Genomic DNA, 19,438 nt, shown 5'->3' with positions numbered 1-19,438 from the left:
GACCCCATGTCCGAACTCACCACCCGGCCCGCCGCGGTCTCCGCGGACGAGGTGCGCGAATGGCTGCGCGGCCGCGTCGCCGCCCACACCGGACTCCCCGTCGACGAGATCCGGCCAGACCTTCCACTGGGCGAGTACGGCCTCGACTCCGTGTACGCGCTCGGCCTGTGCGCCGAGATAGAGGACCACTACGGCATAGAGGTCGAGCCGACGGTGATGTGGGACCACCCCGCGCTCACTCCGCTCGCCGAGGCCCTGGTCCCGCTGATCGCCGCCCCCTGACCGCCACACCCTCACCACCGGAGTCGACGCGATGACCGCCACCCTGCCCGAGTTCCCGATGCCCCGCGCCCACCCGCTGGACCCGCCGCCCCAGTACCGGGCGCTGGGCTCCGAGCGCCCCGTGTTCCAGGTGCGCACGCCGCGCGGCGACGCCGCCTGGGTCGTCACCCGGCACGAGGACGTGCGGGCCGTACTGACCCACCGCGCGTTCAGCTCGGATCCGCGCACCCCCGGCTTCCCCACCTATGTCACCGGAGACGTGCCGCCGCCGGCCGGCTTCTTCATGCAGGCGGACCCCCCGGACCACGGGCGGCTGCGCCGCTCGGTGACCCGGGAGTTCCTGATCAACCAGATGGAGGCGCTGCGGCCCACGATGCGCCGGATCCTCGACGGGCTGATCGACGACATGACCGCCGATGGCCGTGAATCGGCCGATCTGGTACGGCAGTTCGCGCTGCCCATGGCCGCCATGACCATCTGCGAGATCCTCGGCGTCCCATTCGAGGACCATGTGCTGTTCGTGTCCCTCACCGACACCGTCCTGGACCGCACCACCCCGCCCGAGGAGGCCGTACGGGCGGCGGGCGAGCTGATGGGGTACTTCGACCGGCTGGTGACCGCGAAGGAGGCGAAGCCGTCGGAGGACCTGTTCGGTCGGATGGTCACGCGGTCCGCGGAGGGCGGCCTCAATCACGAGGAACTCGTCGGGATGGCGGCCCTGCTGCTCCTGGCCGGATACGACACGATGGCCCAGATGATCGGCATCGGCACGGTCGCCCTGTTCGAACACCCCGACCAGCTCGCCGAGTTGAAGGGCGAAGCCGCTCTGCTGCCCGGCGCCGTCGAGGAGATGCTGCGCTACCTGTCGATCAACCACGCGGGTCTCCCCCGGGCCGCCACCGAGGACGTCGTGGTCGGCGGACAGCAGATCAGCGCCGGTGACGGCGTCCTGGTGATGCTGAACGCCGCCAACCGCGACGAGAGCGTCTTCGAGGACGCCGACCGCTTCGACATCCACCGCGAGAACACCGGCCGGCACCTCGCCTTCGGCCACGGCTTCCACAAGTGCGTCGGGGCCACCCTGGCGCGGGTGGAGCTGACCGAGGTCTTCGGCGGCCTCCTTCAACGGCTGCCGGGGCTGCGCCCGCTCCGGCCGATCGAGGAACTGCCGTTCCGGCACGACATGGTGCTCTACGGAGTGCGAGAACTGCCCGTCACCTGGTGACCCCCACACCCCCCACGCCCCCTCCCCCCGCCGATTGGACCAGCAGTGACCGCCTGCCCGCACGCCGCCTCCGCACCAGCCCTGTTCACCCCCGAGTTCGTTGCCGATCCCTACCCGGCGTACGCGGCCCTGCGCCAGGACGGCCGGGCGCACCGGGTCACCCTGCCCGGCGGCGTCGAGGCCTGGTTGCTCACCCGCTACGAGGACTGCCGCCGTGCCTTCCTCGACAACGACTCCTACTCCAAGGACATGGCCGGGACCTGGACGGCGTTCCAGGAGCAGCGCGTCCCGATCACGGGCGACGTGGTGATCGGGATGGGCGACTCCATGCTGGTCTCGGACCCGCCTCGGCACACCCGGCTGCGCTCGCTGGTGTCGAAGGGCTTCACTCCGCGCCGTATCGAAGCCCTGGCCCCCAGCATCGAGGAGACCGCGACCCGGCTCCTCGACGGGCTGCTGGCCCGGGGCGGCGACCGGGCCGGGCGGGCCGACCTGACCACCGAGTTCGCGGCGCTGCTGCCCATGGAGGTAATCCGGCACATGCTGGACGTGCCCGCCGAGGACGGTGAGCGGCTGCGGCGCGCGGTCGAGGCCGTGATGAGCAACGACGAGGACAGCCGGGACGCGGCGATGGCCGCGTTCCAGGAAGTGCACGGCTACCTCGGCGAGTTGGTCCGGCGCAAGCGGGAGAGCGGCGGTGACGACCTGACCTCGGCGCTCATCGAGGCCCGCGACCAGTCCGACCGGCTCAGCGAGGACGAGTTGGTCTCGATGCTGGCGCTGCTGCTCTCCGCCGGCCACGAGACGACCGTGAACCTGCTGGGCAGCACCGTGCTGGCGCTGCTGCGCCACCCCGGCCAGCTGGCGCTGCTGACCCGGGAGCCGGAGCGCTGGCCGGACGCCGTGGAGGAGGTGCTGCGCTGGGACGGCCCGATCCAGAACGCCATCTGGCGTTTCACCCGCAAGCCGGTCACCGTCGGGGACGTCACCATCCCGGCGGGCGAGGCCGTCGCGCTGAGTGTGGCCGCCGCCGACCGCGACCCTGCCCGCTTCCTGCGCGGCGAGGAGTTCGACATCTCCCGTGGCGAGCGGGGGCACCTGGCCTTCGGCCACGGCATCCACCACTGCCTCGGCGCTCCGCTGGCGCGCCTGGAGGCCCGTATCGCGGTCCCGCTGATCTTCGCGAAACTGCCGGACCTGGCACTCGCCGGCGAGCCCTCCTATCGCCCGTCGACCGTGTCACGCGCCCTGTCCTGCCTGCCGGTGACCTTCGGGCCGGCGACTGACGAGAACGTAGGCTGATCACCATGAAAATCCTTGCGCTGTGCGGAAGTCTGCGGTCGGGGTCGCTCAACGCGGCTGTGCTGCGGTCGGCTGCCGACCTGTTCGTACCGCCGTGGGAGATCACCGTCGAGCCGGACCTGGGCCGGCTGCCCTTCTTCAACGCCGACGTGGAGGAGAACGACCTCCCCGAGATCGTGGCCGAGCTGCGCGCCCGGCTCGGCGCGTCCGACGGCCTGCTGATCGCCACGCCCGAGTACGCGCACGGGACCTCGGGGGTGCTGAAGAACGCGCTGGAGTGGCTCGTGGGCGGCGGTGAGATCGCCGCGAAGCCGGTGGCCCTGATGAGCGCGTCGCCGGCCATCACCGGAGGGGACCATGCCCGGGCCTGGCTGACCCAGACGCTCACCGTGATGGGCGCGAGCGTCCTCCCGCAGAGCCTGCGCATCCCCCAGGCCACCCGCAAGGTGAGGGACGGCCGCCTGACCGACGAGCCGACGCTGGCCGAGCTGCGCGCACTGCTCGACGACCTCTCCCGGGCGGTGGCCGAGGCACGCACGGAGGATCACGTTCCCGCTTCGTGAGCGGGGGGGCGGCGGGCTGCGGGCTTTAGGCGGCGATCCGGGGCTTGCCGCTCGTGCCCGGAAACGACTCGTGCGGGTCGAGGCTGAGCCTCGACCCGCACGAGTGATGCGTGGTGCCGCGTTCTGTGTGTCCGAGGGGGGACTTGAACCCCCACGCCCGATAAAGGGCACTAGCACCTCAAGCTAGCGCGTCTGCCATTCCGCCACCCGGACTAGGTGTCTGCCGCCTTGCCGGGGGTGTTCCCCTCGGCGACGTGGACAACAATACCAAGGTTTCGGAGTGCCCTTCACCTGCATATCCGTCCGCCTGACGGCCCTCGGGACGCACGTGGCGAGGAGGCCCGTGCCCCTTCACGGCAGGTGACCGCGGGGTCACGGACGGGGGAGGCCCGCCCCGCGTCCGGTCACGGCATGAGGTGGTAGTCCGGGAAGTTCCCGGGCAGCCGCTCCCCCGCCGGTCCCTGCGTGACCGCGCGCACCAGAAGCTCGCCGCCGACGAACGCCCCGCGCCAGGACGCGCCGAACCCACCGAACAGCTCGTCGCGGTCGCCGCGGGAACGCGGCTTGCCGTGGCCGACCTTGAACGCGCGGATCTGGGGGGCCAGGCGGTCGTACGTCGCCCGGTCGTCCGTGGACAGCGTGGCGACCAGCGCGCCGTTGGACGCGTTCATCGCCGCCAGCAGCTCCGCCTCCGTGTCGACCAGGACGATCGTGTCGACCGGGCCGAACGGCTCCGCGTGGTGCAGCGGGGAGGAAGGCGGTGGGTTGAGCAGGGTGACCGGCTGGACGTACGCCGAGATGTCCTGGCCGGGGAGGAAGTGGGCGTCGGACTGCTTGCCGCGGTGCAGCGGGACGGCGCCGCGGTCGATCGCCTCGGCGACCTGGTCGCTCAGCTCCTTGGCCTTGGCCGCGTTGATCACCGGCCCGAAGTCGAGCTGCGGGTAGGGGTCGTCCCGGTTCTCGACCGCCAAGGGGTGGCCGACCTTCAGCGTGCGCACCGCCGGGAGGTACGCCGCGAGGAACTCGTCGAACAGCTCACGCTGGACGACGAAGCGCGGGTACGCCGTGCAGCGCTGTTTGCCGTAGTCGAAGAGCTTGGGGATGACGGCCGTGAGTGCGTCCCAGTCCGTGTGGTTCCAGATACCCCAGGTGTTCAGTCCCTCCTGTTCGAGTACGTGCCGCTTGCCGAGGTCGGCGACGGCCGTGGCCACCGCGGCGCCGGTGTCGCGGCCGCCGACGAAGGAGACACAGCCGATCTCCGGCGCCCGCACCAGCGCCTGGGACAGCTCGCCTCCGCTGCCGCTGACGAGGGTGACGGGAATTCCCTCGCGGGCGGCGAGCGCACAGGCCAGGGTCAGACAGGCGACACCGCCGTCGGTCGGGGTCTTGGCGATGACCGCGTTGCCTGCCAGTGCCTGTACCAGCATTGCGTGAACGAGCACGCTCATCGGGTAGTTCCAGCTCGCGATGTTGGACACCGGACCGGTCAGCGGGGCCCGGCCGGCGACCATCGGTTCGATGCCGTCGACGTACCAGCGCACGCCGTCGATGGCCCGGTCGACGTCGGCCCGGGCGAGCCGCCAGGGCTTGCCGATCTCCCAGACGAGCAGCAGGGCGAGCAGGTCCCGGTGCTGGGTCAGGGCGTCGAGGGTCGCTGCGACACGCGCCCGGCGTTCGTCCAGCGGGATGTGCCGCCATGCGCGGTGCTGGTCGAGCGAGGCGCGTACGGCCTGGTGGGCGGTGGCCCGGTCCAGGCGTGGCGGGCCGGCGATGCGGCTGCCGTCGACGGGGCTGGTGGCGGGCAGCGCACTGCCGTCCGCCTGCCAGGTGGAGTTCCAGAGGTTGAGGACGCGGTCGTCCCGGAAGGCCTCCGGGGCGACGGTGAGGCAGCGCTCCCAGGCGTCGGTCCAGGAGGTGCCGGATTTGAGGGTGAGGGTGGTTGCCATGGATCTCCGCTCTCGGTGCACAGTCGGGGGCGGTTGTGATGGGTATGGCGGAAGGTAGCGAGGTGCGGGCACACCCGAAAGTGACGTCGTATGGACTTTGAGTGACGTCACGCCTTCGCCTCGAGGCGATCCAGCACCAGGCGCGCGGTCTCGGTGGGCGTGCCGCCGACCCGTACTCCCACGGCCTCCAGCGCCTCCTTCTTCGCCGTCGCCGTGCCGGACGAGCCGGACACGATCGCGCCCGCGTGCCCCATCGTCTTGCCCTCGGGCGCGGTGAAGCCGGCGATGTAGCCGACGACCGGCTTGGTGACGTGGTCGCGGATGAACGCGGCGGCGCGCTCCTCCGCGTCGCCGCCGATCTCCCCGATGAGGACGATCAGTTCGGTGTCGGGGTCGTCCTGGAAGGCGGCGAGGCAGTCGATGTGGGTGGTGCCGACGACCGGGTCGCCGCCGATGCCCACACAGGTGGAGAAGCCGATGTCGCGGAGCTCGTACATCAGTTGGTAGGTGAGCGTGCCGGACTTGGAGACCAGGCCGATGCGGCCGGGCTTGGTGATGTCGGACGGGATGATGCCCGCGTTGGACTGGCCGGGGGTGATCAGGCCCGGGCAGTTGGGGCCGACGATGCGGGTGCCGCGCCCCTTGGCGTACGTGGTGAACGCCACCGAGTCATGGACGGGGATGCCCTCCGTGATCACGACGGCGAGTCCGATGCCGGCGTCCGCCGCCTCGACGACGGCCGCCTTGGCGAAGGCGGGCGGCACGAAGACGACGGTCACGTCGGCGCCGGTCGCGCGCATGCCGTCGGCGACCGAGCCGAAGACGGGCACGGCACGGTCGTCGAAGTCGACGCTCTGGCCCGCCTTGCGCGGGTTGACGCCGCCGACGACGTTCGTGCCGGCGGCGAGCATGCGCCGGGTGTGCTTCATGCCCTCGCCGCCGGTCATGCCCTGGACGAGGATCTTGCTCTCCTTGGTGAGGTAGATGGCCATGTCGTCATGTCTCCTCAGGCTGTGGCGGCGGCGAGTCGGGCGGCGCGCAGCGCGGCGCCGTCCATGGTGGTGGCCTGCTGGACCAGGGGGTGGGCGCGGTCGTCGAGGATGGCGCGGCCCCGGGCGGCGTTGTTGCCGTCGAGGCGGACGACGAGCGGCTTGGTCAACTGGACGCTGTCCAGGGCCTGCACGATGCCGTCGGCGACCGCGTCGCACGCGGTGATCCCTCCGAAGACGTTGACGAAGACGGACTTCACGGCCGGGTCGGAGAGGATGACGGACAGGCCGTCGGCCATGATCTGAGCCGATGCGCCGCCGCCGATGTCGAGGAAGTTGGCGGGGCGGGCGCCGCAGCCCGCGACGACGTCGAGTGTCGACATGACGAGGCCCGCGCCGTTGCCGATGATGCCGACCTCGCCGTCGAGCTTGACGTAGTTGAGACCCTTGGCGGCGGCCGCCGCCTCCAGCGCGTCGTCGTGCTCCACGCCGTCGGCGCCCCAGCGTGCCTGCCGGAAGCGGGCGTTGTCGTCGAGGGTGACCTTGCCGTCGAGGGCGAGGATCTGTCCCTGTGCGGTCCGCACGAGCGGGTTCACCTCGACGAGCAGGGCGTCCTCGCGGACCAGCACCTCCCACAGCCGTACGAGGACGTCGACCGTCTGCGGCGGCAGTCCGGCCGCCGCGGCGATCTCGCCGGCCTTCGCGGAGGTGACGCCCTCGGCCGGGTCGACGGGGATGCGGGCCACGGCTTGCGGACGAGTGGCCGCGACCTCCTCGATCTCCATCCCTCCCTCGGCCGAGGCGATGGCGAGGAAGCCGCCCGCCGCTCGGTCGAGCACGTAGGACACGTAGAACTCGGCCTCGATGTCCACGGGTTGGGCCAGCATCACCTTGCCGACCGTGTGGCCCTTGATGTCCATGCCGAGGATCTGGCGTGCCGTGATCTCGGCGGCGGCCGGGTCGGCGGCGAGCTTCACACCGCCCGCCTTGCCTCGACCACCGGTCTTCACCTGCGCCTTGACCACGACCCGGCCACCGAGTCGGCGGGCAATCTCGCGGGCTTCCTTGGGTGAGTCCGTCACCTCCGCCCGCGGCACCAAGATGCCGTGTTCCTCGAAGAGTTCCCTTGCCTGGTGTTCGTACAGGTCCATTCCGGCTCCTGACTCAAAAGTGCCGCACGCCCCCTGGACACCACCCACTGGATGCGGGATAACAAGGTTCATACAGTATTCGTCGACTGTATGCAATGTACCGCGAGAGCCGTTCCACCCCCCTACGAAGGGACAGGACTTCGCCATGCCCGACGACACCCAGGACGTCATTTCCGGTGGTCATCTCGTTGCCAAGGCTCTGAAGGCCGAGGGGGTCGACCGCATCTACACCTTGTGCGGCGGCCACATCATCGACATCTACGACGGCTGCGTCGACGAGGGCATCGAGGTCGTCGACGTCCGCCACGAGCAGGTCGCCGCCCACGCCGCCGACGGGTACGCCCGCATCACCGGCAAGCCCGGCTGCGCGGTGGTCACCGCCGGCCCCGGCACCACCGACGCCGTCACCGGTGTCGCCAACGCCTTCCGCGCCGAGTCACCGATGCTGCTCATCGGCGGCCAGGGCGCGCTCACCCAGCACAAGATGGGGTCCCTGCAGGACCTGCCGCACGTCGACATGATGACGCCGATCACCAAGTTCGCGGCGGCCGTGCCGGACACGGCGCGCGCGGCGGACATGGTGTCGATGGCGTTCCGTGAGTGCTACCACGGCGCGCCCGGCCCCTCCTTCCTGGAGATCCCGCGCGACGTCCTCGACGCCAAGGTGCCGGTGAGCAAGGCGCGTGTGCCGAAGGAGGGCGCCTACCGTGCCTCCACCCGCTCGGCCGGCGACCCCGAGGCCATCGAGAAGCTCGCCGACCTGCTGGTCCACGCCGAGAAGCCGGCCATCCTGCTCGGCAGCCAGGTGTGGACGACCCGCGGCACCGAGGCGGCCATCGAGCTCGTCCGCACCCTCAACATCCCCGCCTACATGAATGGGGCGGGCCGCGGCACGCTGCCGCCCGGCGACCCGCACCACTTCCAGCTGTCCCGCCGGTACGCCTTCTCCAACGCCGACGTCATCGTCATCGTCGGCACGCCCTTCGACTTCCGCATGGGCTATGGCAAGCGGTTGTCGCCGGACGCGACCGTCGTGCAGATCGACCTCGACTACCGCACGGTCGGGAAGAACCGCGACATCGACCTCGGGGTCGTGGGCGACGCCGGGCTGGTGCTGAAGTCGGTGACCGAAGCCGCCTCCGGGCGCGTGAACGGGGGCGCGTCCAAGCGCAAGGAATGGCTCGACGAGCTGCGCGCGGCCGAGCAGACCGCTCTGGAGAAGCGGCTGCCCAGCCTGAAGTCGGACGCCTCGCCGATCCACCCGTACCGGCTCGTCAGCGAGATCAACGACTTCCTCACCGAGGACTCGATCTACATCGGCGACGGCGGCGACATCGTCACCTTCTCCGGTCAGGTCGTGCAGCCCAAGTCTCCCGGGCACTGGATGGACCCGGGCCCGCTGGGCACGCTCGGCGTCGGGGTGCCGTTCGTGCTCGCGGCCAAGCAGGCGCGACCGGACAAGGAGGTCGTCGCGCTGTTCGGCGACGGCGCGTTCTCCCTCACCGGCTGGGACTTCGAGACGCTCGTCCGCTACGACCTCCCCTTCGTCGGCATCGTCGGCAACAACTCCTCGATGAACCAGATCCGCTACGGCCAGGCCCAGAAGTACGGCCTGGAGCGCGAGCGGGTCGGCAACACCCTCGGCGACGTCCACTACGACAAGTTCGCGCAGATGCTGGGCGGTTACGGCGAGGAGGTCCGCGATCCCGCCGACATCGGCCCCGCGCTCAGGCGCGCCCGCGAGTCCGGCAAGCCGTCGCTGATCAACGTCTGGGTCGACCCGGACGCGTATGCCCCCGGAACCATGAACCAGACCATGTACAAGTGAGGTGGCCGCCATGACCGGCACGACGGACACTCCGTCCAAGGCTCTCGAAGGCATCCGCGTCCTGGACATGACCCACGTCCAGTCCGGGCCCTCCGCGACCCAGCTGCTCGCCTGGCTCGGCGCTGACGTCGTCAAGCTGGAGGCGCCGACCGGTGACATCACGCGCAAGCAGTTGCGCGACCTCCCGGACGTCGACTCGCTCTACTTCACGATGCTCAACTGCAACAAGCGGAGCATCACTCTCAACACCAAGACCGAGCGCGGCAAGGAGATCCTCACCGAGCTGATCCGGCGCTCCGACGTCATGGTCGAGAACTTCGGACCGGGCGCGGTCGACCGCATGGGCTTCACCTGGGACCGCATCCAGGAGATCAATCCGCGTATCGTCTATGCCTCCATCAAGGGGTTCGGCGAGGGCCCGTACACCAATTTCAAGGCGTACGAGGTCGTCGCGCAGGCCATGGGCGGGTCGATGTCGACCACCGGTTTCGAGGACGGGCCGCCGCTGGCGACCGGAGCCCAGATCGGGGACTCGGGGACGGGTGTGCACGCCGTCGCGGGGATTCTCGCGGCGCTGTACCAGCGCGAGCACACCGGGCGTGGGCAGCGGGTCAACGTGGCCATGCAGCACGCTGTACTCAACCTGTGCCGGGTGAAGCTGAGGGATCAGCAGCGCCTGACACATGGGCCGCTCGCTGAATATCCCAACGAGGACTTCGGCACCGAAGTTCCCCGCTCGGGAAACGCGTCCGGCGGCGGTCAGCCCGGCTGGGCGGTCAAGTGCGCGCCGGGCGGCCCGAACGACTACGTGTACGTCATCGTCCAGCCCGTCGGCTGGCAGCCGATCAGTGAGCTCATCGGCCGGCCCGAACTCGCGGACGATCCCGAGTGGGCGACGCCGGAGGCCCGGCTGCCCAAGCTGAACAAGATGTTCCAGCTGATCGAGGAGTGGTCCTCGACCCTGCCCAAGTGGGAGGTGCTGGAGCGGCTCAACGCCCACAACATCCCGTGCGGGCCGATCCTGTCCACCAAGGAGATCATCGAGGACTCCTCGCTGGTCGACAACGAGATGGTCGTCACCGTGCCGCACCCCGAGCGGGGGGAGTTCGTGACCGTCGGCAGCCCGCTGAAGCTCTCCGACTCCCCCGTCGAGGTGGGCAGTTCGCCGCTGCTCGGTGAGCACAACGAAGAGGTCTACATCGGCGAGCTCGGCCTCGGTGACGAGGAGCTGCGCCTGCTCAAGTCGAACGGAGTGATCTGACGTGATGGCCGAAGACCGCGTCCTGAGGGTGCGGGCACTCCTCGACTCCGTGCGGGCCGAGGGACGCACGGCGCTCACCGCGCCCGAGGGCAAGGTGATCGCCGACGCGTACGGGATCGCCGTACCGGGCGAGGAGCTCGCGACGGACGTCGACGAGGCCGTCGCGTACGCGGCGCGCTTCGGCGGGCCCGTCGTGATGAAGATCGTCTCGCCCGACATCCTGCACAAGACCGACGCGGGCGGCGTGATCGTGGGCGTCGAGGGCGCGACCGACGTACGGGCCGCGTTCCACAAGATCGTCGACAACGCCCGCGCGTACAACGCGGACGCCCGCATCGAGGGCGTGCAGGTGCAGGAACTGCTGCCCAAGGGGCAGGAGGTGATCGTCGGCGCGGTCACCGACCCGACCTTCGGGAAGGTCGTCGCGTTCGGGCTGGGCGGGGTGCTCGTCGAGGTCCTCAAGGACGTCACCTTCCGGCTCGCGCCCGTGACCGCCGACGAGGCGCTGTCCATGCTGGACTCGATCCGGTCGGCGGAGATCCTGCGCGGGGTGCGCGGCCAGGCGGCCGTCGACCGGTGGGCGATCGCGGAGCAGATCCGCCGGGTCGCACAACTGGTCTCGGACTTCCCGGAGATCGCCGAGGTGGATCTCAACCCGGTGATCGCGACCGCGGAGGGGGCGGTCGCCGCCGACATCCGCGTGATCCTGTCGGAGGCGCCGGCGAAGCCCCGCCGCCGCTACACGCGCGACGAGATCCTCACCTCCATGCGCCGTCTGATGCAGCCCGCGTCGGTCGCCGTCATCGGCGCCTCCAACGAGCAGGGCAAGATCGGCAATTCGGTCATGCGCAACCTCATCGACGGGGGTTTTGCCGGGGACATCCACCCGGTGAACCCCAAGGCCGATGACATTCTGGGCCGCAAGGCGTACAAGAGTGTCACGGACGTTCCCGGTGAGGTGGATGTGGCGGTCTTCGCTATTCCCGCCAAGTTCGTGGCCTCGGCCCTGGAGGAGGTGGGACGCAAGAAGATCCCGAACGCCGTGCTGATCCCCTCCGGGTTCGCGGAGACCGGCGAGCACGAACTCCAGGAGGAGATCGTCGCGATCGCCGAGCGGCACGGCATCCGGCTGCTGGGACCGAACATCTACGGCTACTACTCGACATGGCAGGACCTGTGCGCCACGTTCTGCACGCCGTACGACGTCAAGGGCGGGGTGGCGCTGACCTCGCAGTCCGGCGGCATCGGCATGGCGATCCTGGGCTTCGCGCGGACCACGAAGACGGGCGTGTCGGCGATCGTCGGCCTCGGCAACAAGTCCGACCTGGACGAGGACGACCTGCTGACCTGGTTCGGCGAGGATCCGCACACCGAGTGCATCGCGATGCACCTGGAGGACCTCAAGGACGGCCGCGCCTTCGTCGAGGCCGCGCGGGCGACCGTGCCGAAGAAGCCGGTCGTGGTCCTCAAGGCGGGCCGTACGGCCGCGGGTGCCAAGGCCGCCGGCTCCCATACCGGAGCCCTCGCCGGCGACGACGCCGTGTACGACGACATCCTCCGGCAGGCCGGTGTCATCCGGGCGCCCGGGCTGAACGACATGCTGGAGTACGCGCGCGGGCTGCCGGTCCTGCCCGCCCCCAAGGGCGACAACGTCGTGATCATCACCGGGGCCGGCGGCAGCGGCGTACTGCTGTCGGACGCGGTGACCGACAACGGCCTGACCCTGATGGAGATCCCGCCGGACCTGGACGAGGCCTTCCGGAAGTTCATCCCGCCCTTCGGGGCGGCGGGCAACCCGGTCGACATCACCGGTGGCGAGCCGCCGTCGACGTACGAGGCGACGATCCGGCTCGGCCTGGAGGACCCGCGCATCCACGCGCTGGTCCTCGGCTACTGGCACACGATCGTCACTCCCCCGATGGTCTTCGCCGAGCTCACCGCGCGCGTGGTGGCCGAATTCCGGGAGCGCGGGATAGAGAAGCCCGTCGTCGCGTCGCTCGCGGGCGACGTCGAGGTCGAGGAGGCCTGCCAGTACCTGTACGAGCGGGGGGTCGTGGCCTACCCGTACACGACCGAGAAGCCGGTGGCCGTGCTCGGCGCCAAGTACCGGTGGGCGCGGGCGGCGGGGATGTTGGGGGGCGGTTCATGACGTAACCGGAGACGGGGTCGGCCGACAGTGCGGTCGGCCGACCCGGGACCCGTGCGCACACGAAAGGCATTGGACAGGGGGCGCTGGCCAGAACTTTCGACGCAAGGGGTGCAACCAACGTGACAACCACCGACGTTCCACGGGTCGCCGCCTATCGCGAGGTGACCGACAAGAACGGACGCGTCTATCGCGTCGGCGAGTCCGACATCGACATCATGGGCCGCAAACGCAAGTGGATGGTGATCCTGCCGTGGATCGGCATGATGGGCATCTCCTCCGCCGAGTACGCGTTCGCGTCCGCCGAGGACACCCTCCACACCGCGCACCACTGGGCCAGTGCGCACATCTTCTGGATGATGACGGTCTGGGTCTTCTTCCAGGCCGCGGTGGCCTTCCCCGCCGGCAAGCTGCGTGAGTCGGGCAGGCTGCCGGCCCGTTTCGCCATGATGCTGGGTGCGGCGGGCACACTGCTGGGCTATCTCTCGCTGGCCTACGCACCACATGTCGTCGTCGCCTATATCGGCTTCAGTATGTTCAGCGGCATGGGCGCGGGCATGGTGTACGCCACCTGCGTCAACATGGTCGGCAAGTGGTATCCGGAGCGCAAGGGCGGCAAGACCGGATTCGTCAACGGCGGCTTCGCCTACGGCTCGGTGCCGTTCGTCTTCCTCTTCACCGGCTACATGGACCTGACCAACTTCCGCTGGGTGCTGGTCTCGGTCGGCCTCTTCCTCGCCCTGATGGTGGGAGTGGCCGGGTTCTTCTTCAAGGACCCGCCGAAGAACTGGTGGCCCGCGGACGTCGACCCGCTCAACCCGCCCAAGGACCCGCGCGCCGCCCGCTCGCTACGGATGAACCCGCCCGCCGTGCGCCAGTACACCCCTCGGGAGGCCTGGAAGACCGGCCGGGTGGCCCTGATGTGGTTCTGTCTGGCGTGCACGTCCGGCGTGAACATCTTCGGTATCGCCTTCCAGGTGGACATCGGCGAGGAGGCCGGATTCGCGGGTGGCATCGTGGCTACGGCCATGTCGCTGAAGGCGGTCGTCAACGGTACCGGCCGCGGCGTGATCGGCTGGCTTTCCGACCTCTACGGCCGTAAGCGGTGCCTGCTCGCGGTCTGCGTCATCCTGGGCCTCGCCCAGTACGGCATCCTCTGGTCGGCCGAGAGCAAGAACCTCACCCTGTTCCTGATCTTCTCCGCGATCTCCGGCTTCGGCGGCGGCGCCATCTTCCCGATGTTCGCGGCGCTCACCGCCGACTACTTCGGCGAGAACAACAACGCGTCCAACTACGGCATGGTCTACAGCGCCAAGCTCGTCTCGGGTCTGGGCGCCGGCATGGGTGCCGTGGTCGTCAGCGCCTGGGGTCACTCCGGCGCCTTCATCCTGGCCGGTTCCATCTCGCTCTTCGCCGGCTGCGTGGCGCTGTTCCTCAGCCCACCGGGACGCGACAAGGAACAGAGCCGCATCGCCCCCAACCCGCAACCTCTCGGCGAGGACATGGCCTGACATGACGGCAGATCCGTACGCAGCCAACAGTTCGTCCGCACCATCCGACGCCGCACACCGTCCCTACCGTGAGGTGACCGACGCGCGCGGGCGCGTCTACCGCGTCGGCGAGACCGACCGGGACATCCTGGGCCACTCACGCAAGATCATGGTGTATCTCCCGTGGATCGCCATGATGGCCATCAGCGTCTTCGAATACGCGTACGGCTCCGCGGAGGACACCCTGTCCCACGCGCACGGCTGGACGCAGAGCAACACCTTCTGGATCCTCAGCGTCTGGGTGTTCTTCCAGGCCGGAGTCGCCTTCCCCGCGGGCTGGCTGCGGGAGAAGGGCATCCTGACGGCACGCCGGGCCATGTACCTGGGCTCGGGGATGTGCCTGCTGGGGTTCCTCGCTCTCTCGCACCTGAACAACGTCCTGCTGGCGATCCTCGGCTTCGGTGTCATCGGCGGCATCGGGGCCGGCCTGGTCTACGCGACCTGCATCAACATGGTCGGCAAGTGGTTCCCGGAACGCCGCGGGGCCCGGACCGGGTTCGTCAACGGCGGGTTCGCGTACGGATCGCTGCCGTTCATCTTCATCTTCAACTACGGGTTCGACACCGCGAACTACCACCGGGTGCTGGACCTCATCGGCTGCTACATCATGATCGTCGTCTTCGGATGCGCGTTCTTCTTCAAGGACCCCCCGAAGAACTGGTGGCCCGCGGACGTCGATCCCCTGTCGTTCTCGGGCGACCAGAAGAACGCGGTCAGCCTGGCGAAGAACCCTCCCGCGGTGAAGCAGTACACGCCCCGGGAGGCGATCAGGACGGGCATGCTGCCCCTGATGTGGCTGTCCGTCGTCCTGACCGCGGGAGTGTCGATCTTCGGCATCTCCTTCCAGGTCGACTATGCAAAGGAGGTCGGGTTCGGCCCGCTCGTCGCCGCGTCGTCCATGGGTGTGATGGCGGTCGTCAACGGCGTCGGCCGCGGCGTCGTGGGCTGGCTGTCCGACCGCTGGGGCCGTAAGCCGACCCTGGTGTTCGTGATCCTCGTCCTGGGTCTCGCGCAGTTCGGCGTGATCTGGGCCGGAGACCTCCGGAGCGAATCGCTGTTCCTCTTCTTCGCCTTCCTCTCCGGCTTCGGCGGCGGCGCGTTCTACCCGCTGTTCGCGGCGCTCACCCCGGACTACTTCGGGGAGAACTACAACGCGACCAACTACGGCCTCGTCTACAGCGGCAAGCTGATCAGCGGCCTCTTCGGCGGCGGTCTGGGCTCCATGGTCGTCGCGGCCTGGGGCTACGACGGCGCGTACGCGCTGGCCGGCGGCGTGTCCATCGTGGCGGCCGCGATCGCGCTGCTGCTGCGGCAGCCCGGCCGGACGGCAACACCGCAGCCCGCGAGCTGAGTTGTCGCGACGACCGGTCGCGTACGTGAGGAGGCCCTCCCCGCTCCGGGGAGGGCCTCCTCATGTCCGTACGGTCCTCAGCAGCCCTTCTCGCGCAGCGAGTGCAGATGCTGGCTCGAGCGGCGTGCGAACGTGAAGGACTCGGCCGGGTTGTCGTGCTCCGCCTGCCAGTGGTGGGCGAACCGCTGCCCGCGCAGTTTCGTCACGGCGGAGATGAACCGCTTGTAGTCGATGTCGCCGTCGCCGACGTCGACCATGCGGTAGCCGTAGGTGTTTGCCGGGTCGTTCACCCCGTCCTTGACGTGGAAGAGCGGGTAGCGGTGCGGCTGCTTCAGCACGTAGTCCAGCGGCTCGAAGGGGGCGGCCGAGCCGTCGGGCCGCTTGGAGAAGCGGAACTGGCCCGAGTACGCCCAGAAGATGTCCATCTCCAGGAAGACGAGATCGGGGTCGGTCTCAGCGAGCAGCACGTCGTAGAGGCGGACCTTGGGGTTGTCGGTGGCGAAGGAGAACTCCTCGGAGTGGTTGTGCTGGTAGAACTTCATGCCGCGCGCCTTCGCGGCCGCTCCGTAGGTGTTGAACTCCTCGGCGGCGCGCTTCCAGGCGTCGACGGTGGAGCCGTAGCGGAACGGCCCGGAGGCGGTGCCGATGTGCTTCAGGCCGAGTGCCTGGGCGTCGTCGAGGACCTTGGTGAGGTTCTGGGCGAAGGTGTAGGCGTTCGGGTCGTCGGAGTAGTAGCCGACGTGGCTGCCGATCGGGTTCAGTCCGTGGTTCCGCGCCAGCCGCTTGAGCTGGGCGAGGGTGATCGGGCCTGCCGAGCCCTGGGTGTATCCGGCGAACTCCACCTCGTCGTAGCCGTACTTCTCCAACTCGGCGAAGACGGGGGCGAAGCCGAGCGTGGAGACCTTGTCGCGGAGGCTGTAGAGCTGGATGCCGAGCCGGCCGGGCGGCAGGACGGGACGGCCGCGGCCGCCGCCGTGGGAGGCCGCGGCGGGTGCGGGTGCGGCGGTCGCGGGGGCGGTGGCCGCGCCCACCAGAGCGGCGGCCGTGGCGCCCGCCGCCACGCCGAGCATGCCTCGTCTGCTGAGGCGGTGGGTGAGTTCGGGGTCCGTCTGGGAAAAGCGGCTCATGCCTGGAACTCCTTGTGATCGAAGGCCGTTGTCAGTGGTGAGTGCTTCACTGGGGACCAGTCGGGAGAGACGGGCCGGTGAGGCCCCTCAGCCGAGACCGGCGAGTTGGAGCAGGAGTGACTTCACATCGGTGACCGCGACGCGGTCGCCGACAGCGCGGGGGGTGGAGCAGATGAGGAGCGGACCTTCGTCGTCGCTCGCGGGAAGGCGGCCGTGGCTGCCGCGAATAGGTGACGGATCCAGGGGCACGACCGCCATGCGGTAGCGCATGCCGAGCTTCTTGCGCGCGAGCGCGGTCGCGGCCTTCACCTTGACGTAGGGGTCGAGGGGATCCATGAAGAGTTCGACCGGGTCGTAGCCGGGTTTGCGATGGATCTCGACGAGCCGCGCGAAGTCGGGCGCGTGGGCGTCGTCGAGCCAGTAGTAGTACGTGAACCAGGCGTCGGGCTCGGCCACGGCGACGAGTTCGCCGGAGCGCGGGTGGTCGAGATGGTGGGCCTTCTTGCCCTCGTCGTCGAGGAGTTGCTCGATGCCGGGCAGTCCGGCGAGCGCGGCTCGGGTCGCGTCGAGGTCCTCCGGGCGCCGCACATACACGTGGGCGATCTGGTGGTCGGCGACGGCGAAGGCGCGTGACGCCATCGGGTCGAGGTACTCCATGCCGTCCTGGGTGTGCACCTCCAGCAGCCCAGCTCGGCGCAGCGCCCGGTTGATGTCGACGGGCCGGTCCGCGCGGGTGATGCCGTACTCGGAGAGCGCCACCACGGTCCGGCCCTGCGCTCGGGCGTCGTCCAGGAGCGGGGCCATGGCCGCGTCCAGATCGGCGGCCGCCTTCAGTGAGCGCGGGTCGTCGGGGCCGAAGCGCTGCAGGTCGTAGTCGAGATGAGGGAGGTAGCAGAGCGCCAGGTCGGGGTGGCGGGTGCGGAGGATGTGACGGGTGGCGTCGATGATCCAGCGGCTGGACACGAGGTCCGCGCCGGGGCCCCAGAAGTGGAAGAGCGGGAAGGTGCCCAGTTTCTCGGTGAGTTCGTCGTGCAGTGCGGGCGGGCGCGTGTAGCAGTCGGGTTCCTTGCGGCCGTCGGAGTAGTAGATGGGACGGGGGGTGACGGTGATGTCGGTGTCCGCGCCCATGGCGTACCACCAGCAGATATTGGCGACGGTGTAGCCGGGGTGGGCACGGCGGGCTGCGTCCCAGAGCTTGTCGCCGGCGACCAGTCCGTTGTGCTGGCGCCACAGGAGTACGTCGCCGAGGTCGCGGAAGTACCAGCCGTTGCCGACGATGCCGTGCTCCGACGGGTGGGTGCCGGTGAGGAAGGTGGACTGGGCGGCGCAGGTGACGGCGGGCAGGACGGTACCGAGCGACGCCTGTGAACCGGACTGGGCGAGCCTCTTGAGGTGGGGCATGTGGACGAGGAGACGGGGGGTGAGGCCGACGACGTCCAGGACGAGGAGGGGGGTGGGCCGGCCATCGGCGGTGGCGTCCGCTCCGGATGCGGTGCGGGTGGCCGGGTCTTGCGGGGCTGCCGGGACCGCCGGTCCTGGTCGCGCGTTCATGGCAGCTCCTTCAGGCCGAGGTCGGTCAACAGGTCGCGGGCGAGGGTGAGTTCGGCGGCGATGCCCTCGGCGAGCTGGCTGCGGGCGCGCGGGCGCAGTTCGGCCGGGAGGGCCTGCCAGGTGTAGGTCTCGACCTCCAGGTGCCGGGTGAGCGGACGCGGGCCGCCCACGAGCCGGGTCAGTGCGGACTTCAGGACGTCGAGCGTGGAGGTGAGCGGTGCGGTGGGGGCCGCGTGGAGCGGGACATGGAAGTGGGCGCGCCATGGAGAGGCGTCGGGGAGGGCCTCATCGCCCAGGGCCTGGCCGAGGTCGTCGGTGCCGCGCAGAGCGGCGGCGGTGGCAGTGCGGGTCTGGTGCAGGAAGCGGGGCTCGTCGAAGGCGGCGAGGGCCTCGCGGACCTCGGGGAGGTGCGGGTTCTCGGCGTGCAGGGCGGCCGACAGCTGGGACTTGATGACGGGGACGCGCGCTTCTGTGAGCGCGTCCAGTGCGGTGATTGGATCTTCGAAGGAGGTGGCGAGGTGGCAGGTGTCGACGCAGATGCCGATGCGGTCGTGCCCGATCTCGGTGAGCGGGGCGATGGCGTCGGCGGTGGTCTCGACGATGCAGCCGGGTTCGGGTTCGAGGCCGAGCCGGATGTCGCGGCCGGTCAGCTCCGCCAGCGCGTCGAGGCGTTCGGCGAGAGTGAGCAGGGCGGTGCGGGCGGTCTCGGCGCTGTGCTCGTCGTAGGCGGTCCGCCAGGCGAGGGGCAGGGTGGAGATGCTGCCGTCGGTGACGTCGTCGGGGAGGAGGCCGGCGAGGACGCGTGCCAGTGCGGTGGTGTGTTCGAGGCGTTCGGGGTCGGACCAGTCCGGCTTGTAGACGCGGTACTTGACCTCTTCGGCGCCGAAGTCCTCATAGGGGAAGCCGTTGAGGGTGACGACCTCAAGTCCGCGCCGGTCCAGCTCGGTGCGCAGCCCGCGCAGGGCGGACGGGTCGGTGACGAGGGCGTGGGCGGCGTCCTTGGCGAGCCACAGGCCGATGCCGAGCCGGTCGCGGCCGAGCCGTCGGCGGACGGGTTCGCAGTGGTCGCGGAGTTGGGCGAGGACACCGTCGAGGGTCTCGGCCGGGTGGACGTTGGTGCAGTAGGCGAGGTGGACGGTGGAGCCGTCGGGGTGGCGGAAGCGCAT

15 protein-coding genes and 1 tRNA gene are annotated in these 19,438 nt (G+C 69.8%); 9 read left to right on the top strand and 7 right to left on the bottom strand.

Features of this window, described 5'->3' with window-relative positions:
* Positions 1 to 6 precede the first annotated feature (6 nt).
* Genes ACIRD7_RS03880 through ACIRD7_RS03865 form a run of 4 tightly spaced genes read left to right on the top strand, consistent with a single transcriptional unit; the run spans position 7 to position 3,372 of the window.
* Complete coding sequence (locus ACIRD7_RS03880) at positions 7 to 282, top strand: acyl carrier protein (protein ID WP_403449316.1); 276 nt, start codon at positions 7 to 9, stop codon at positions 280 to 282.
* A gap of 31 nt (positions 283 to 313) precedes the next feature.
* A complete protein-coding gene (locus ACIRD7_RS03875; protein ID WP_403449313.1) occupies positions 314 to 1,507 on the top strand; it encodes a cytochrome P450 in 1,194 nt (397 codons plus the stop codon).
* 45 nt (positions 1,508 to 1,552) lie between these two features.
* Positions 1,553 to 2,809, top strand: coding sequence for a cytochrome P450 (locus ACIRD7_RS03870; protein ID WP_403449310.1), 1,257 nt, complete (start codon positions 1,553 to 1,555; stop codon positions 2,807 to 2,809).
* Between the two features lie 5 nt (positions 2,810 to 2,814).
* Positions 2,815 to 3,372: an NADPH-dependent FMN reductase gene (locus tag ACIRD7_RS03865; protein ID WP_403449308.1), complete on the top strand. Its 558-nt coding sequence runs from the start codon at positions 2,815 to 2,817 to the stop codon at positions 3,370 to 3,372.
* Positions 3,373 to 3,500: 128 nt separating this feature from the next.
* Here the strand turns inward: ACIRD7_RS03865 and ACIRD7_RS03860 are convergent.
* The 4 genes from ACIRD7_RS03860 to sucC form a co-directional block, all read right to left on the bottom strand.
* Positions 3,501 to 3,585 (bottom strand) — tRNA-Leu (locus ACIRD7_RS03860).
* A gap of 191 nt (positions 3,586 to 3,776) precedes the next feature.
* Positions 3,777 to 5,318: an aldehyde dehydrogenase family protein gene (locus ACIRD7_RS03855; protein ID WP_403449307.1), complete on the bottom strand. Its 1,542-nt coding sequence runs from the start codon at positions 5,316 to 5,318 to the stop codon at positions 3,777 to 3,779.
* Between the two features lie 107 nt (positions 5,319 to 5,425).
* Positions 5,426 to 6,310, bottom strand: coding sequence for a succinate--CoA ligase subunit alpha (gene sucD / locus ACIRD7_RS03850; protein ID WP_403449304.1), 885 nt, complete (start codon positions 6,308 to 6,310; stop codon positions 5,426 to 5,428).
* 14 nt (positions 6,311 to 6,324) lie between these two features.
* Positions 6,325 to 7,458, bottom strand: a complete 1,134-nt coding sequence (gene sucC, locus ACIRD7_RS03845; protein ID WP_403449303.1) for an ADP-forming succinate--CoA ligase subunit beta — start codon at positions 7,456 to 7,458, stop codon at positions 6,325 to 6,327.
* A 145-nt stretch (positions 7,459 to 7,603) separates the two neighbouring features.
* On the opposite strand from sucC, the gene ACIRD7_RS03840 reads away from it, so the two are divergent.
* The 5 genes from ACIRD7_RS03840 (at position 7,604) to ACIRD7_RS03820 (ending at position 15,594) form a co-directional block, all read left to right on the top strand.
* Complete coding sequence (locus ACIRD7_RS03840) at positions 7,604 to 9,286, top strand: thiamine pyrophosphate-binding protein (RefSeq protein ID WP_403449300.1); 1,683 nt, start codon at positions 7,604 to 7,606, stop codon at positions 9,284 to 9,286.
* A gap of 10 nt (positions 9,287 to 9,296) precedes the next feature.
* The gene (gene frc, locus ACIRD7_RS03835) at positions 9,297 to 10,547 is read left to right on the top strand and encodes a formyl-CoA transferase (protein ID WP_403449297.1); all 1,251 of its coding nucleotides are present in this window, start codon (positions 9,297 to 9,299) and stop codon (positions 10,545 to 10,547) included.
* Between the two features lie 4 nt (positions 10,548 to 10,551).
* On the top strand, positions 10,552 to 12,696 hold the full coding sequence (locus ACIRD7_RS03830) for an acetate--CoA ligase family protein (protein ID WP_403449295.1): 2,145 nt from the start codon (positions 10,552 to 10,554) through the stop codon (positions 12,694 to 12,696).
* Positions 12,697 to 12,815: 119 nt separating this feature from the next.
* Positions 12,816 to 14,204: an OFA family MFS transporter gene (locus ACIRD7_RS03825; RefSeq protein ID WP_403449292.1), complete on the top strand. Its 1,389-nt coding sequence runs from the start codon at positions 12,816 to 12,818 to the stop codon at positions 14,202 to 14,204.
* A gap of 1 nt (position 14,205) precedes the next feature.
* A complete protein-coding gene (locus ACIRD7_RS03820) occupies positions 14,206 to 15,594 on the top strand; it encodes an OFA family MFS transporter (RefSeq protein WP_403449289.1) in 1,389 nt (462 codons plus the stop codon).
* A gap of 77 nt (positions 15,595 to 15,671) precedes the next feature.
* On the opposite strand, the gene ACIRD7_RS03815 is transcribed toward ACIRD7_RS03820, so the two are convergent.
* The 3 genes from ACIRD7_RS03815 to eboE all read right to left on the bottom strand — a co-directional run bounded on the left by ACIRD7_RS03815 (position 15,672) and on the right by eboE (position 19,438).
* Positions 15,672 to 16,721 (bottom strand): sugar phosphate isomerase/epimerase family protein, encoded by a 1,050-nt coding sequence (locus tag ACIRD7_RS03815; RefSeq protein ID WP_403449287.1) that lies wholly within the window; start codon positions 16,719 to 16,721, stop codon positions 15,672 to 15,674.
* A gap of 87 nt (positions 16,722 to 16,808) precedes the next feature.
* Positions 16,809 to 18,272 carry a nucleotide pyrophosphatase/phosphodiesterase family protein gene (locus tag ACIRD7_RS03810; protein WP_403449285.1) on the bottom strand — a complete coding sequence of 488 codons (1,464 nt, stop codon included), beginning with the start codon at positions 18,270 to 18,272 and terminating at the stop codon, positions 16,809 to 16,811.
* Positions 18,269 to 19,438 carry a metabolite traffic protein EboE gene (gene eboE, locus ACIRD7_RS03805; RefSeq protein WP_403449283.1) on the bottom strand — a complete coding sequence of 390 codons (1,170 nt, stop codon included), beginning with the start codon at positions 19,436 to 19,438 and terminating at the stop codon, positions 18,269 to 18,271. The genes ACIRD7_RS03810 and eboE overlap by 4 nt, the downstream gene beginning before the upstream one ends.

Source organism: Streptomyces sp. NPDC093568 (assembly GCF_044764945.1).
GTDB lineage: Bacteria > Actinomycetota > Actinomycetes > Streptomycetales > Streptomycetaceae > Streptomyces.
Note: the sequence above shows the minus strand (reverse complement) of the source record. Positions and strands in the feature narration are given on the sequence as shown.

Bases quoted from the DNA above. Each gene is read 5' to 3' on its own strand.
- ACIRD7_RS03880 (WP_403449316.1), top strand. From the start codon at position 7: ATGTCCGAACTCACCACCCGGCCCGCCGCGGTCTCCGCGGACGAGGTG.
- ACIRD7_RS03875 (WP_403449313.1), top strand. From the start codon at position 314: ATGACCGCCACCCTGCCCGAGTTCCCGATGCCCCGCGCCCACCCGCTG.
- ACIRD7_RS03865 (WP_403449308.1), top strand. From the start codon at position 2,815: ATGAAAATCCTTGCGCTGTGCGGAAGTCTGCGGTCGGGGTCGCTCAAC.
- ACIRD7_RS03855 (WP_403449307.1), bottom strand. From the start codon at position 5,318: ATGGCAACCACCCTCACCCTCAAATCCGGCACCTCCTGGACCGACGCC.
- sucD (WP_403449304.1), bottom strand. From the start codon at position 6,310: ATGGCCATCTACCTCACCAAGGAGAGCAAGATCCTCGTCCAGGGCATG.
- sucC (WP_403449303.1), bottom strand. From the start codon at position 7,458: ATGGACCTGTACGAACACCAGGCAAGGGAACTCTTCGAGGAACACGGC.
- ACIRD7_RS03840 (WP_403449300.1), top strand. From the start codon at position 7,604: ATGCCCGACGACACCCAGGACGTCATTTCCGGTGGTCATCTCGTTGCC.
- frc (WP_403449297.1), top strand. From the start codon at position 9,297: ATGACCGGCACGACGGACACTCCGTCCAAGGCTCTCGAAGGCATCCGC.
- ACIRD7_RS03830 (WP_403449295.1), top strand. From the start codon at position 10,552: ATGGCCGAAGACCGCGTCCTGAGGGTGCGGGCACTCCTCGACTCCGTG.
- ACIRD7_RS03820 (WP_403449289.1), top strand. From the start codon at position 14,206: ATGACGGCAGATCCGTACGCAGCCAACAGTTCGTCCGCACCATCCGAC.
- ACIRD7_RS03815 (WP_403449287.1), bottom strand. From the start codon at position 16,721: ATGAGCCGCTTTTCCCAGACGGACCCCGAACTCACCCACCGCCTCAGC.
- ACIRD7_RS03810 (WP_403449285.1), bottom strand. From the start codon at position 18,272: ATGAACGCGCGACCAGGACCGGCGGTCCCGGCAGCCCCGCAAGACCCG.
- eboE (WP_403449283.1), bottom strand. From the start codon at position 19,438: ATGCGCTTCCGCCACCCCGACGGCTCCACCGTCCACCTCGCCTACTGC.